We start from the raw sequence: 13,294 nt of genomic DNA on the forward strand, positions 1-13,294 counted from the left end.
CGATATGATCGTCAGAGATATCAACAAGATCATCAATTCCGAGAATGACCGTATCGTGTCGGATGCACAGTGGACTTCCATCCGGATGCTTCTGGCCGATGATGGTATGGGATTTTCTTTCCATATCACGTTCCTCAAGGCAGGCTCGGAGCATATGTTCGAGTACAAGAACCACTTTGAGAGCGTCTATTGCATGAAGGGCAAGGGGTCGATTACCGATCTTGCCACCGGCGAAACCCATCAGATTGAGCCGGGTGTGATGTACGCGCTGAACGAGCATGACCGGCATGTTCTGAGAGCTGAGGAAGAGCTGGTCATGGCCTGCGTCTTCAACCCGCCGGTGACGGGCAAGGAAGTTCACCGTGAGGACGGCTCCTACGCTATCGCAGAGGAGGCCTGATATGGCGCATACCGTCGAAAAAATCGGTGGCACCTCAATGGACCGTATCGACGAGTTGCGTGACACGTTGATACTCGGTGACCGGGGGCCGGACGAGATTTACGGTCGTATTTTTGTTGTATCGGCTTTCGGTGGGATCACCAACCTTCTGCTCGAACACAAAAAAACCGGGGAGCGCGGTGTGTTTGCCGTTTTCTCGAGTGGCGATAACGAGCATGACTGGTACACGCGTCTCGACCGGGTTGCGGGAGCCATGAAAAAGGCCCACAACCGGATCCTGCAGCATCCGGCAGATGTTGAGCGCGCGGATGCTTTCGTTCAGGATCGGTTGCTGGGGGCGCGGAACTGTCTGATCGACCTTCAACGGCTGTGTTCCTATGGACATTTTCGCCTCGCGCAAAACATGAGCCAGACGCGGGAACTGCTTGCCGGGCTTGGAGAATCCCACTCCGCATTTGTCACGACACTGATGCTGCAGCGGGCTGGTGTGGAGGCGCGCTTTGTCGACCTCTCCGGCTGGTGTGACGAGGATGACCTGACCTTGGATGAGCGGATCATGTCAGCCATGGACCGGGTGGACCTCGACTGTGAGTTGCCGATCGTCACGGGGTACGCGCAGTGCCGCGAGGGCCTCATGGGTGAGTATGATCGGGGCTATTCGGAGGTGACTTTCTCGCGGCTGGCGGCCCTGACGGGTGCACGTGAGGCGATCATACATAAAGAGTTTCATTTGTCCTCCGCCGATCCCAATCTTGTTGGGGCGGGAGAAGTCAAAAAACTTGGTCGGACAAACTATGATGTGGCCGATCAGCTGTCCAACCTCGGCATGGAGGCAATCCATCCGAAGGCGGCCAAGACGCTGCGGCAGTCCGGGGTTCCGCTCCGCGTGACCAATGCGTTTGAGCCGAAAGACCCGGGCACGCTCATTGACGACCAGCCGGCGGAAAGCGCTGCGGTCGAGATAGTGACAGGCTTGGAGCTGTTCGCGCTCGAGTTGTTTGAGCAGGATATGGTCGGCGTGAAAGGCTACGATTCCGCGATCCTCGAAGTCCTGACCCGACATGGCGTGCGCATCGTGTCGAAGGTTTCAAACGCAAACACAATCACGCATTATGTCGATACATCGATGGACGTGCTGCGGCGTGTGGAGCGGGATCTTTCCGGTATCTATCCTTCCGCCGAGGTGTCGACCCGGGCCATTGCGATGGCATCAGTCATTGGACGTGATCTGTCCGGGCTGTCGGTGCTGACACGGGGCCTGCAGGCGATTGCGGGCTCGGGACTGGACTGCATCGGGGCCACGCAGGGACCGCGAAATGTCGATGTTCAGTTCATTCTGGACCGCAAGGACCTGAATGCGGTGATTGCCGCTTTGCATGGTGCCTTGGTGAAAGAGGACGCGCCAAATCTTGCCCGCGCGGCCTGACTGTGGGCTGAAGCAGACCTGAGTCCAAACTAAATTTTTTGGACCGACCCCGGAAACTGATCGTTTGGGGTCGGTCTTTTGTTTGTTGGCATTGCCCATGAGCTTGGAGGGTTTGGGCGGCTAGCCACCGTTCCTTTTGTAGCGCATGACTTTTCTTTCCTAACTGCTCTAACGTTTTCCAGTTTGTACATAATTTCATAAAACCATTGAAAAACATTATTTTATCAGATTTTGATTAGATCGAGTGCTGTCCTGAAAGAAAAGTTGACAGGAAAGAAAGGAAAGTAATACGCTCTTTCCTAAAAGGACCTGCGTCGCAAAAAAGGGGGCAATGCGGGGAGCCATAGGGAGGACACCCCTTGTCGAAACTTTCGCTGGTGGGCGTGCGCAAGTGCTACGGCACTTTTGAGGCGATCCCGTCGCTTGATCTTGAAATCGCGGATGGCGAGTTCTGCGTTTTTGTGGGGCCGTCCGGCTGCGGAAAATCAACGTTGCTGCGGACCATTGTGGGACTGGAGGAGTTGACCGAAGGTCAGATCCACATTGGTGAGCGGGAAGTCGGTCGGCTGTCGCCGGGTGACCGGTCCATGGCCATGGTTTTCCAAAATTATGCGCTTTATCCCCATATGACGGTGGCACAAAATATTGGCTATCCGCTCAAACTTGCGCGTGTTTCAAAACCGGAAATCAAAAAACGGACGGACGAGGTGGCCCGCTCTTTGGGGCTGGGGGCTCTTCTGGAGCGCAAACCGGCCGAACTGTCTGGCGGACAGCGGCAAAGGGTTGCTATCGGGCGGGCGGTCATTCGTGAGCCCGAAGCATTTCTTTTCGATGAGCCGCTGTCGAACCTGGATGCCGAGTTGCGCGTAAAAATGCGGCTCGAAATCGCCGAAATGCAGCGGCGGCTGGGTGCGACCACGATTTATGTAACCCATGACCAGGTGGAGGCAATGACACTCGCGGACAGGATTGTGGTCCTGAGGGACGGGCGGATTGAGCAGGTCGGGCCGCCGCTGGAGCTGTACGACAACCCGCGAAATCTCTTTGTGGCACGTTTCATCGGTTCACCGGCGATGAACCTGCTGGAAGTTGTACCAAGGGGAGCAGACATGCAACTTCCCCAGCTTGAAGGGCTGGTTGTGCCGACTCCGGCTGGTGTGACGCCACGCCCGGGGATGCTCCTTGGAGTTCGACCGGAACATCTCAATCCGGTTGAGGATGGCGGGTCTCTGACGGTGGGGGCGGTGGAGCATCTCGGCGGCACCTCCTTTGCATATACCGCAGGATCGGAAGGGGATGACCGGCTTTGCGCGGAACTTGGGGAAAACCGGACCGTGGTTCCTGGTACAACAGTCAGGGTCGGTATTCGGGAGGGCCGATACTTTCTCTTCGAACGGAACAGCGGGACGCGACTTTATTGAAAGAAGCGCAGTAACCGGGTGCAACCGGACAACAAAAAAGGGAGGACTACCGGAAATGACTTACTTCAGAAAAGCGGGCACGCTTGCCCTGATCCTGGGTACAACGGCGGGAACATCGACGTTGGCTGAGACGCTGACGGTCTATTTCAACGCAGGCCATGCCTATCATACATATCTGGAGGTGATTGAGCAGTTCGAGGCGGATAATCCAGGTTGGGAGGTTGCACTCGAGCGGTATCAGTGGCCGGACATGCGCACGAAACTGGTGGCGGATTTTGCCGGTGGCACCACGCCGGACCTCGTTGCCGAGCCCGGAGGCTGGGTCACGGAGTTTGCGGAGCAGGGTCATCTGACTCCTCTGGGTGACTTTATTGAGCAGGATTCAGATTACGGGTTCCCGGAGGACTGGCAGGACAGTTCAGTTGCGAAGAATACTCTTGATGGTGAGATTTACGCGGTCCAGATCCATCTGACCTGTGCGACGCTGCTCTACAATGTGGACATGCTGTCCGAAGCGGGCTTTGACGGGCCGCCAACCAATTGGGAGGAATTTCGCGAGGTCGCCATCGCAACCACCGGTGGCGGAAAGTATGGGTTCGCGCCCAATCCCAGTATCGCTTATTACTTTCCCTGGCTCTACCAGAACGGAGCGGACTGGTACGATGCTGATGCGCATGAAATGACCTTCGGATCGGACGCGGCGATGGAGGCCATTCAGTTTGTCGGCGACCTGATCCACAAGGATCGCGCCGCGCCGCCGCCGATTCAGGGGGCGGATTACGAGGGGCCGCAGAAACTCTTCACGGCCGGACGCGCCGCAATGATCATCACCGGTCCCTGGGACGTGCGCCCAATCAAGGAAGGCAATCCGGATCTGAACTGGGCTGTGGCGCCGTCGCTGACCCACAAGGAGCAGCGGACCATGCAGGGTGGCGTAAGTCTAATGATTCCCGCTGAAGCGGAGCACCCCGAAATGGCCTGGGAACTCACCAAGCGTCTCACGGCTGTTGACGTGGAGGTCGCGACCGCATTGCAGTACGGCATGACCATGCCGCGCAAATCCTGGCTTGAGAATGAGGAAATTGCGAACGACCCGATCCTGAGCGCATTCGGCAGCTGTCTTCCCTATTCACAGGGAACAACTACCGAAATCAGCCGTTCCGGTGCGCCCGTCAGCCAGCTTGAGACGATCTACCTCGGTGCGATTGACGAGGTTGTGTACGGCGGTGCCCAAGCTGCTGACGTGATGCCGGCGGCCGAGGATGAGGCCAACCAACTGCTGAGCCAGTAGGGGCAACAGGGGTCGGGCGGCTGTCCGGCCCCGCCGCACCAGCCGGAGTGGGAAGATGAGCTATCGCAGAAAACAGATCGTGATTGCCTATGCGCTGCTGCTGCCGGCCATCATCTATTTCACGATCTTTTTCTTTGGCCCGATTGCTGTTGAGTTGTGGGCCAGTTTCTATTCCGGCCAGCCCATGGTGGGCGAAAGCAGCTTTATTGGGCTTGGCAATTACACGCGCGCGCTCTCGGACGCTCTGGTTCACCGGTCGCTGAGTGCGACGATGATCTACTCCTTTGGCTCAACCATCCTGACGATCTGTTTCGCACTGTTGTTTGCCGCGGTGCTGGCCGGGCCGACCAAGGGGAACAATACGGTACGGGCGATCCTGTTTTTCCCCTACATTGTATCGTTCGTGATCGGCGGGCTCATGTGGCGCGCAATCCTTGATCCGTTCACCGGCATTTTGAATGCCGCTTTGATTTCACTCAACCTGCCGACCCAATCCTGGCTCGCGGATCCCGACGCGGCGATCTGGGTGCTTGTGTTTGTGTCGAGCTGGAAGGATATAGGCTACGCGACGCTCATATACATTGCGGCCATTCAGGGCATTCCGGGACACCTTTACGATGCCGCCCGTGTCGATGGTGCCCGCCCGACCGATCAGATGCGTGACATAACTCTTCCGTTGCTGATGCCGACGACGCTGTTCCTGGCCGTGACGCTGGGGATCAGCAGTCTGCAGGAGCTTGCGCTACCCTATCTGATGACGGGTGGTGGGCCGGCAAACTCGACGAGGCTCTACTCGCTGCATGTTTATGAAACAGCCTTTCAGGATTTGAATCTCGGCTATTCCTCTGCCCTGTCGTTCCTGATGTTCCTGTTCATCCTGCTTGTCACCTTCCTGCAGTTTCGGCTTCTCCACAGGGATATTCGCCATGTATGACCGATCCCGTGACCGCGTGCCGCTTTGGCTGCGCATTTCCATTGGAGCATTGCTGGTGATTGCGGTGTTTCTCGCCATGCTTCCTTTTTTGTATATGGTATCGCTGTCGCTGCAATCCGATGCAGATCTTTTCAGCGGCGAGGTGGTGGTAATCCCGGAGCAGCCGCAGTGGCTGAATTACATCACGATCTGGGAGGAGGCTCCATTCGCGCGGTTTATCCTCAACAGTTTCGTCATTGCGGGAGCCATCAGCTTCCTGCATGTCGTGTTTGACCCGCTGATCGGCTATGTCTTTGCAAAGATGCAATTTCCCGGACGGCGCATTATGTTTGCGGCACTGTTGTCCACGCTAATGCTGCCGTTCTTCATTCGATTGGTGCCGCTCTACATTCTTACGGCCGAGGTGGGTCTGCTGAACACTTATACCGGGCTTATCCTGCCGTTCGCGATGAGCGGCTTTGGCATTTTCCTGATGCGGCAGTTCATTCTTCCAATTCCCGATGACCTGCTCGACGCCGCACGTGTGGACGGTGGCGGAGAGCTGCGCGTGTTCTGGGACATTGTCCTTCCGCAGCTCTATCCCGCAATCGCAACGCTCGCTCTTCTGACTTTTGTGTTTCAGTTCAACGAGTTTCTCTGGCCGCTCGTGGTTGTGAGTTCGGAGCAGATGCGCCCGATCACCACCGGTCTGACATTGTTTAACCAGGAATATTTCACCCGTTGGAACCTGACAGCCGTCGGGGGAATGCTCATGTTCATTCCCTGTCTGCTTCTGTTCCTGTTCGCGCAACGGTTCTTCATCAGAAGCGTGATGCTGTCGGGTATGAAATGACAGGAGATCTTATGCGCAAACGTCCCAACGTCCTCGTTTTCTTTACGGATCAGCAACGATGGGACACCGTCGGGCGACATGGAAACCCGCTTAACATCACGCCAAATTTTGATCACCTGTCCCGCGAGGGGTGCTTTGTGCGGGAGAGTTTCACCTGTCAGCCGGTCTGCACACCGGCGCGGGCCGCGCTGCAAACGGGGCGATACCAGTCGCGTACCGGGGTTTACCGGAACGACATCACCCTGCCGCTTGAGGAGCATACGCTCGGCCATCATTTCAGGGAGCACGGTTACTCTACGGGTTACATCGGCAAATGGCACCTGGCCTCTGACAACCCGGTGCCGAAAGACGAACAGGCGGGATATGACTATTGGCTCGCTTCGAACATTCTTGAATTCACCTCGACCGCCTACGAAACAACGGTTTATGAGGCCGATGGCACACCGCAAAACCTGCCTGGCTACCGGGTTGATGCGTTGACGGATGCAGCGATTCGCTGGATGGATCAGTCACGGGACGATCCGTTCTTCCTGTTCCTGTCGTTTCTTGAACCGCACCATCAGAACCAGACGGACGACTACCCGGCGCCATCCGGAATCGAAAGCTGGCTTCAGGGCCGAAACCCGGAACTTCCGGAGGACCTGAAAACCCTGGGAGGAACAAGCGCGGAGCATTATTTCGGTTATATGGGGATGATCAGCCGCCTCGATGCCGCACTTGGGCGTATCGCGGACATGCTGCGCTCCCGCGGAATGCTTGATGATACGATCGTACTGTTCAGCTCCGACCATGGCTGTCATTTCAAGACAAGAAATGACGAATACAAACGTTCCTGCCACGAGGCCTCAATCCGTGTTCCAACCTTCATCCGGGGGCCGGGATTTGAACCCGGATCGGAGCCGGACAGGCCGGTAAGTCTGATCGATCTTCCCCCAACCCTTCTCGACGCTGCGGGCATCACGCCACCGGATGAGATGCAGGGTCGTTCGATACTGTCAGACGGAGGACCGCAGGATATCTTCATTCAGATCAGCGAGAGCCATGTTGGGCGGGCTCTGCGCACCGGTCGCTGGAAATATGAAATTTCCGGCGAGGGAGTCGATGGCTGGGATGACAGTGGAGCGTCCACATATCGCGAGGCATTTCTTTACGACCTCGAAACTGACCCTCACGAGTTAAACAACCTCGTTGGTGATCCAGGTCTCACCGATGTTAGGGCCGGTTTGCGTGAACGCCTGCTTGAACGCATGGTCGAAGCCGGAGAAGACCGCCCGGAAGTTTTAGCCGCAGAAATGGCCGGATGAAAGTTACACTCAAGGAAATCGCCACACGTGTTGGAGTAGCCGAGTCCACGGTGTCGCGCGTTTTATCCAAGGAGCCGACCCTGTCGATCTCGGATGAACGGCGCCGGGCGATTTTGGAAACTGCGGAAGAGCTCAACTATGTGCGGCCGAAGAGGGCACCGCCAGCCCGGACAAAACGTAAAACTGAAACCGAGGTCGTGGTATTGTGCCATGCGCTGACAGCGGATGAGGAGCTCTCGCGACCGTTTTACGTTGGCGTTCGCAAAGGCATCGAAGCGGCGGCATTGGAGCGGGATGTTCGGATACTTCGGGCAGACCCGTCGGTGCCACTTGCTTTTCGGTCAGGTGAGCGTGCGCTGGGGGTGATTGTGATTGGCGTCGTGCCGGACGACGTGTTGTCAACCGCGCGGGCGCTTGACCTCCCAGTGGTGTTTGCGGATCAGCCGGCGCGGGACCCTGAGGCTGGTGACGACAGCGTGGTTACGGACGTGGACCTTGCCGTGGGACGAGCGCTTGACCTGCTCAAGTCCCAGGGATGCAGCAGACTTGCCTGTGTCGACCTCGTGGACGTGCAGACGAGCGCGTCAACAGTTGGGCGTGGCCGTTTTTTTAAACCATGGAGCATGGATAACGGTGGTTTTGACGCGGATTATCTCATCATCCAGTCCCGCGATCAGATAAACGGCAGGCAGGCCATAAGCCGGATGTTTGAAAAACTTCGGGAGCAAGGTAAACCTCTACCCGATGGCCTTCTTGCGACGACCGACCTTGTTGCTGCGGAGGCCTATCAGGGGATTGCGGCGGAGGGATTGAGCATACCGGACGATATCCGTGTTGTCGGAATGGGGGATAACTCCATTGCCCAGTTGCTGACCCCTCCGCTGGCGAGTGTTGAGATACCCGCCGGTGATATAGGCCGCACGGCCTTTGACCTCGTTATCGAACGCAGTTCCGGCCGTAGGGTGGCAAAAACCGTGACTCTGCATACCACATTCGTGGCACGCGAGAGTCTGGGGATCGGTGGCACAGGCTAGGCCCGGGCTGTTCGGTTGCGCAGTTTGTTAAGACCTCCGGTTGAATGTGCGGCCTGGCTGACCCATACCGAGCCGAGGACGACAGTCGCTCCGAGAGCCTGTAGTGGGGTGAGTGCCTGACCGAGCCAGACCCATCCGAGGAAGACGGCCGTGACGGGACTCATCATGCCCAGCATGGAAACTGCCCCGGGCTCGATTCGTGCCACGCCACGAAACCAGATCCAGTAGGTGGCGGCAGCTCCGATAAGTCCCAGCCATAGAAGGCCGCCCAGGTTTGCAGCGGTAAGCGGGGGCAGTGCGGGTTCGACCAAAAATGACATCGGCAGGAGAATGAGCCCACCAGCCGTCAGTTGCCAGGCCGTGAAGCTCAGGGCCGGTACCGGGGGCTGCCATTTTCGACTGAGCACGGTACCCGCAGCCATAGAGGCTGCTGCGCCCAGGGCGGCCGCGATGCCGACAGGATCAAGCGCGGCGCCGGGCCCCAGTAGCAGGAGGCCCACCCCGATAATTCCGGTTATTGCTGCACCCACCGCCGCCATGCGTACGGGCGTTCCAAGCCAGGCCCGTGCCATTCCAATGACGATCAAAGCCTGAACGGCCGTGACCGTTGCCGCAACCCCGCCAGGAAGGTGGTAGGCGGCAATGAACAGGAGCGTCCAGAACACTGCGAAATTTAGCGCTCCAAGAACAAACACCCGTCCCAGCCAGGCTCGCGGTGGCAGGCAGCGGGTGATGGCCAGCAGCAGAATGCCTGCGGGCAGGGCACGCAGAACTGCAAGCGTGACAGGGTAACCTTCGGGCAGGAACTCCGTGGTGACGAAATATGTGCTGCCCCAAACGGCAGGGGCGACAGCGGTCAGAAGAATGTCGGTGGTCCGGGTCATAAGTTGAAACTCCGCATTATAGCCTGCCAATGGCGGGCCGTTGGGTAGCGATTTGTGTGGGGCTGCGGGTCCAGCCCGACATCGCGCATCAAGTAATGGGGCACGTCGAAGAGAATCCGTCGCCTGTGCCTTCCGGTGTGCGGTCTATTCAGGATGCGCATGTGATCGCCCTTTCGTTGAATGTGGCGAGACGCGCCGATGCGGTTATTTGGGCGCGAAGATCGTCAGTCGGACCATTGACGAGGCGGTTCCCGGTCTGTCGCACGATCAGGCTGGGTACACTGGTGACCTGAAGTTGTCTGGCGTACAGGCGATCGGCGTCGACGGCGGCTTTTGTTTCGGGAGCATCGACCAGAAGGGTGAAGGTGTCACGATCGAAACCCGCCGCCGCGCCAATCTCCACAACCACGTCGCGATCTGCGATGTCGCGGGCTTCAGACAGGTGCGCGCGCTGGAGGCTGTCGAACATGTCCCAATGGGCTGCCTGGCCGCCGAGAGCTTCGGCAGCCTTGCATGCCCGCGCCGCGACATTGCCGTGCGGGTAGGGAAACGGGGCCTTTCGCATGGCCTTGATATTGACGAGCTCCGGTCGGTCGCTGACGCCACGGCACCTTTCCCAGTGTCCCAGGATGGTATCGCGCGCCTGTTCGGGCGTGCCCCAGCGTTCCGCCATTTCGCGTTCGCTGCCCTGAAGCACGAAAGTCCGGTGCCGGATATCAAGGTCGAGTTCCACCGCGAGCATACGTAGTCTCGATGAGATATTGAAACTCCAGCAGCAAACAACGTCATGAAAGAAATCGATCGTCAGCAGAGCCATTATGCGACCTCCCGTTCTCTGACGGTTGCCGCCGCGATGCGGGACGCGATTTCGGCTACATGCGCGCCCTGAAACCGCGCTCCGGCAAGGTCGGTGTCAGTTGGCGCGAGCGCGCCGTCCGCCCCCGCGATTGTGCCGGCTCCATAGGGTGCGCCGCCAATAATGCCATCATGCGTTGTTTGCCCTGAGAACGTGTAAGGCATGCCGGCAATCAGCATTCCGAAATGCTGCAGCGGTATCTGTGTCGACAGCAGTGTGGCCTCGTGGCCACCATGTTGCGAACCGGTCGAGGCGAATACGCCTGCAACCTTGCCGACGAGGGCGTTTCGGGCCCAGAGGCCGCCCGCCTGGTCGAGAAACTGCTTCATCTGGCCTGCCATCATCCCGAACCGGGTGGGCGTACCGAAGAGAAAACCGTCATAGTTGGCGAGGTCGGCCGGTGTGGCCTCGGGAGTGTCGTCTGCAATGTATCCCGCGCTCAGACGGACGGAAGCCGGGACGGTTTCGGGTACGCGGCGGATGTCGGTCGTGACACCGGGAATGCTCCGTGCGCCTTCAGCCTCGGCTTCGGCGAGCTGGCGCACATGGCCATAGCTGGAATAGTAGAGAACTAGAATTCGGGTCATTTGATCCTCACTGGCTTTGTCTGATGTGCCAGTAAAATCGGTGAACCCACGCTCCGGAAAAACCGTCGTGGTTTGAGTTCACTCTTTACGTGTATTGAAGAATATCAGTGTTCGAGTGCTGCGCGGAGGTGCTTCAGAAAAGCCGTCACACGTGCATCGATTCCAAGACGGGACCCCGTAACGGCAAAGATCTCCGGTGCCGGCAACTGGTATTGCGGCAGAACGCGGACGAGTGAGCCCTTCGCCTCCTCAGCCGTGGAGATGAAATCCGGCAGCGTCCCGATTCCCTGTCCGGCAATAAGCAGATCCCGCAGCACGAGGCTGTTTCCAACGCGTACGGGCGGATCGAGCGGAATGTCCAGCGGGCCGTCGGGGCCGTTCAGCGACCAATGTGTCAGATGGTCCGCCAAAAGAAATCCGATGATCCGGTGCTTGGGCAGGTCATGGGGTGTATCAGGAGATCCATGATTGGCGAGATAGCCCGGGGATGCAAATATATGTTGGCGCATGGTACCGACCTTGCGGGCGATCAGCGCGGAATCCGGCATTGCTGGACGGATGCGGATCGATACATCGAAGCCGCCCTCAATCATGTCAACGACCCGATCATCAAGCGAAAGTGTCAAACGTAGATCCGGATATTTCGCAAGGAATTCCGGCAGCATCGGTGCGATGACCATCTGGCCAAACGAACTCGATGCGTTGACCTTTAAATGCCCGCTGACTTCACCGGCTCCTTCCCGGATACGGTCCTCGACCATTGTCACGGCGCCGAGGATGCGACGCGCCTCGTCGTAGTAGATCCGCCCGTGATCCGTGAGCGACATGCGTCGTGTGGTCCGGGTCAAAAGGCTTGCGCCGAGACCCTCCTCAAGAAGCTTCACCTCCCGGCTCAGGAGTGCCGGCGACACCCCAAGATCCTCCGCCGCGCGGGCGAAGCTGCCACGTTCCACAATCCGGCAAAAAGCATTCATGACCGAGAGCTTGTCCATGCTCCGTTCAAAGCACGATAGCGTTGATAGGGGAAGGACCGGAAATTCGTCCGGCATTGTTCCGGTTTACGGAACTGCATGGGATTAGCCAGCTATTCGGCTGTCAGCTTCTTCAGGAACCGAGTTCCCGCTTGATCCGCCATAGACTTGTCCCTTTTCCAGGGCAGGCGTTGCGCATCCAAGACCAATCCCTCTCACAATAAGTGTTGACAGAACCGGCTGGACGTAGAGGCTGTCGGCATCCGACGTACAATCGTGAAATGCGGGGCGTCGCAAGAACATAAGGGAGGACTTACCATGAAAACGATCACCACTCTTGGAATGGTGACGGCCGTCGCACTGTCAGGCATGACCGTGTCTGCGATTGCCGACACATCTGACAAACGGATCGCGCTTTCGAACAACTATGCGGGAAATTCCTGGCGTCAGGCCATGCTTGGCAGCTGGGAAAAAGTGACAGGTGAGGCGGTCGAAAACGGCACGGTTGCCGCGGCGGACGCTTTCACAACCGCCGAAAACCAGGTGACCGAACAGGCGGCGCAGATTCAGAATCTGATCCTGCAGGGCTATGATGCGATTGTGGTCAACGCCGCTTCTCCCGAGGGCTTGAACGGTGCGGTGAAGGAGGCCTGTGACGCCGGCGTTGTTGTCGTGAGCTTCGATGGCATCGTGACAGAGCCCTGTGCATGGCGGATTGCCGTGGATTTCAAGCAGATGGGAAAGGATGAGGTGCTTTACCTCTCTGACAAGCTTTCCGAAGGCGGGAACCTGCTGGAAATCCGTGGCCTCGCTGGTGTGTTCGTTGACGACGAAATAAGCGCGGGCATCCACGAGGGTGTTGCTGAAACCGGGAAGTTTGAGATAGTCGGCTCGGTCCACGGCAACTGGGCGCAGGATGTATCGCAGAAAGCCGTTGCGGGCATTCTGCCGTCGCTTCCGGATGACATCGTTGGTGTCGTAACCCAGGGCGGTGACGGGTATGGCGCAGCTCAAGCGTTCAAGGCTGCGGGCCGGGACATCCCGGTAATCGTTATGGGCAACCGACACGACGAGCTGAGCTGGTGGAAGGAACAAAAGGATGCCAGCGGCTATGAGACCATGTCCGTTTCCATTGCGCCGGGCGTGTCAACATTGGCCTTCTGGGTCGCCCAGCAAATTCTTGACGGGGCCGACGTTCCCAAGGATCTGACGGTGCCCTTCCTGCGTATCGATCAGGACAATCTTGAGGACAACCTGGCGAACACGGAAGAAGGCGGCGTTGCCAACGTGGAATACACGCTGGAGGACGCTCAGGCGGTGATATCCGGCGCAAGCTGAGCCTGACCTGACTTCA

General features: G+C 58.1%; 13 protein-coding genes. 9 read left to right on the forward strand and 4 right to left on the reverse strand.

Annotation, left to right across the window (positions count from 1 at the left end; genetic code table 11):
- The first annotated feature begins 4 nt into the window (after positions 1-4).
- The 8 genes from ACP15P_RS17355 (at position 5) to ACP15P_RS17390 (ending at position 8,642) form a co-directional block, all read left to right on the forward strand.
- Entirely contained in the window at positions 5-400 is a 396-nt protein-coding gene (locus ACP15P_RS17355; RefSeq protein ID WP_424929724.1) for an ectoine synthase, read from the forward strand.
- A gap of 1 nt (position 401) precedes the next feature.
- Complete coding sequence (locus tag ACP15P_RS17360; protein ID WP_424929725.1) at positions 402-1,826, forward strand: aspartate kinase; 1,425 nt, start codon at positions 402-404, stop codon at positions 1,824-1,826.
- Positions 1,827-2,185: 359 nt separating this feature from the next.
- On the forward strand, positions 2,186-3,247 hold the full coding sequence (locus ACP15P_RS17365; RefSeq protein WP_424929726.1) for an ABC transporter ATP-binding protein: 1,062 nt from the start codon (positions 2,186-2,188) through the stop codon (positions 3,245-3,247).
- A gap of 55 nt (positions 3,248-3,302) precedes the next feature.
- Positions 3,303-4,538, forward strand: a complete 1,236-nt coding sequence (locus ACP15P_RS17370) for an extracellular solute-binding protein (RefSeq protein ID WP_424929727.1) — start codon at positions 3,303-3,305, stop codon at positions 4,536-4,538.
- Between the two features lie 55 nt (positions 4,539-4,593).
- Positions 4,594-5,472 (forward strand): carbohydrate ABC transporter permease, encoded by an 879-nt coding sequence (locus ACP15P_RS17375; RefSeq protein ID WP_424929728.1) that lies wholly within the window; start codon positions 4,594-4,596, stop codon positions 5,470-5,472.
- Entirely contained in the window at positions 5,465-6,304 is an 840-nt protein-coding gene (locus tag ACP15P_RS17380) for a carbohydrate ABC transporter permease (RefSeq protein ID WP_424929729.1), read from the forward strand. The genes ACP15P_RS17375 and ACP15P_RS17380 overlap by 8 nt, the downstream gene beginning before the upstream one ends.
- 11 nt (positions 6,305-6,315) lie before the next feature.
- Complete coding sequence (locus ACP15P_RS17385) at positions 6,316-7,608, forward strand: sulfatase family protein (protein ID WP_424929730.1); 1,293 nt, start codon at positions 6,316-6,318, stop codon at positions 7,606-7,608.
- Positions 7,605-8,642: a LacI family DNA-binding transcriptional regulator gene (locus tag ACP15P_RS17390; RefSeq protein ID WP_424929731.1), complete on the forward strand. Its 1,038-nt coding sequence runs from the start codon at positions 7,605-7,607 to the stop codon at positions 8,640-8,642. The genes ACP15P_RS17385 and ACP15P_RS17390 overlap by 4 nt, the downstream gene beginning before the upstream one ends.
- Here the strand turns inward: ACP15P_RS17390 and ACP15P_RS17395 are convergent.
- From ACP15P_RS17395 to ACP15P_RS17410, 4 genes are all read right to left on the reverse strand, one after another.
- Entirely contained in the window at positions 8,639-9,526 is an 888-nt protein-coding gene (locus ACP15P_RS17395; RefSeq protein ID WP_424929732.1) for an EamA family transporter, read from the reverse strand. The genes ACP15P_RS17390 and ACP15P_RS17395 overlap by 4 nt on opposite strands.
- Before the next feature lie 148 nt (positions 9,527-9,674).
- Positions 9,675-10,343 carry a DsbA family oxidoreductase gene (locus ACP15P_RS17400; RefSeq protein WP_424929733.1) on the reverse strand — a complete coding sequence of 223 codons (669 nt, stop codon included), beginning with the start codon at positions 10,341-10,343 and terminating at the stop codon, positions 9,675-9,677.
- Positions 10,343-10,969 (reverse strand): NAD(P)H:quinone oxidoreductase, encoded by a 627-nt coding sequence (gene wrbA, locus ACP15P_RS17405; protein WP_424929734.1) that lies wholly within the window; start codon positions 10,967-10,969, stop codon positions 10,343-10,345. The genes ACP15P_RS17400 and wrbA overlap by 1 nt, the downstream gene beginning before the upstream one ends.
- A gap of 104 nt (positions 10,970-11,073) precedes the next feature.
- Complete coding sequence (locus ACP15P_RS17410; RefSeq protein ID WP_424929735.1) at positions 11,074-11,961, reverse strand: LysR family transcriptional regulator; 888 nt, start codon at positions 11,959-11,961, stop codon at positions 11,074-11,076.
- Between the two features lie 297 nt (positions 11,962-12,258).
- On the opposite strand from ACP15P_RS17410, the gene ACP15P_RS17415 reads away from it, so the two are divergent.
- Positions 12,259-13,278 carry an ABC transporter substrate-binding protein gene (locus ACP15P_RS17415; protein WP_424929737.1) on the forward strand — a complete coding sequence of 340 codons (1,020 nt, stop codon included), beginning with the start codon at positions 12,259-12,261 and terminating at the stop codon, positions 13,276-13,278.
- Positions 13,279-13,294: the final 16 nt, after the last annotated feature.

The sequence above is a fragment of the Amaricoccus tamworthensis genome (assembly GCF_049800875.1).
GTDB lineage: Bacteria > Pseudomonadota > Alphaproteobacteria > Rhodobacterales > Rhodobacteraceae > Amaricoccus > Amaricoccus tamworthensis.

What these genes read in the sequence shown, in the direction of transcription:
- ACP15P_RS17390 (WP_424929731.1), top strand. Translation starts at nt 7,605, where the DNA reads ATGAAAGTTACACTCAAGGAAATCGCCACACGTGTTGGAGTAGCCGAG.
- ACP15P_RS17370 (WP_424929727.1), top strand. Translation starts at nt 3,303, where the DNA reads ATGACTTACTTCAGAAAAGCGGGCACGCTTGCCCTGATCCTGGGTACA.
- ACP15P_RS17410 (WP_424929735.1), bottom strand. Translation starts at nt 11,961, where the DNA reads ATGGACAAGCTCTCGGTCATGAATGCTTTTTGCCGGATTGTGGAACGT.
- ACP15P_RS17415 (WP_424929737.1), top strand. Translation starts at nt 12,259, where the DNA reads ATGAAAACGATCACCACTCTTGGAATGGTGACGGCCGTCGCACTGTCA.
- ACP15P_RS17400 (WP_424929733.1), bottom strand. Translation starts at nt 10,343, where the DNA reads ATGGCTCTGCTGACGATCGATTTCTTTCATGACGTTGTTTGCTGCTGG.
- ACP15P_RS17355 (WP_424929724.1), top strand. Translation starts at nt 5, where the DNA reads ATGATCGTCAGAGATATCAACAAGATCATCAATTCCGAGAATGACCGT.
- ACP15P_RS17360 (WP_424929725.1), top strand. Translation starts at nt 402, where the DNA reads ATGGCGCATACCGTCGAAAAAATCGGTGGCACCTCAATGGACCGTATC.
- ACP15P_RS17395 (WP_424929732.1), bottom strand. Translation starts at nt 9,526, where the DNA reads ATGACCCGGACCACCGACATTCTTCTGACCGCTGTCGCCCCTGCCGTT.
- wrbA (WP_424929734.1), bottom strand. Translation starts at nt 10,969, where the DNA reads ATGACCCGAATTCTAGTTCTCTACTATTCCAGCTATGGCCATGTGCGC.
- ACP15P_RS17380 (WP_424929729.1), top strand. Translation starts at nt 5,465, where the DNA reads ATGTATGACCGATCCCGTGACCGCGTGCCGCTTTGGCTGCGCATTTCC.
- ACP15P_RS17375 (WP_424929728.1), top strand. Translation starts at nt 4,594, where the DNA reads ATGAGCTATCGCAGAAAACAGATCGTGATTGCCTATGCGCTGCTGCTG.
- ACP15P_RS17385 (WP_424929730.1), top strand. Translation starts at nt 6,316, where the DNA reads ATGCGCAAACGTCCCAACGTCCTCGTTTTCTTTACGGATCAGCAACGA.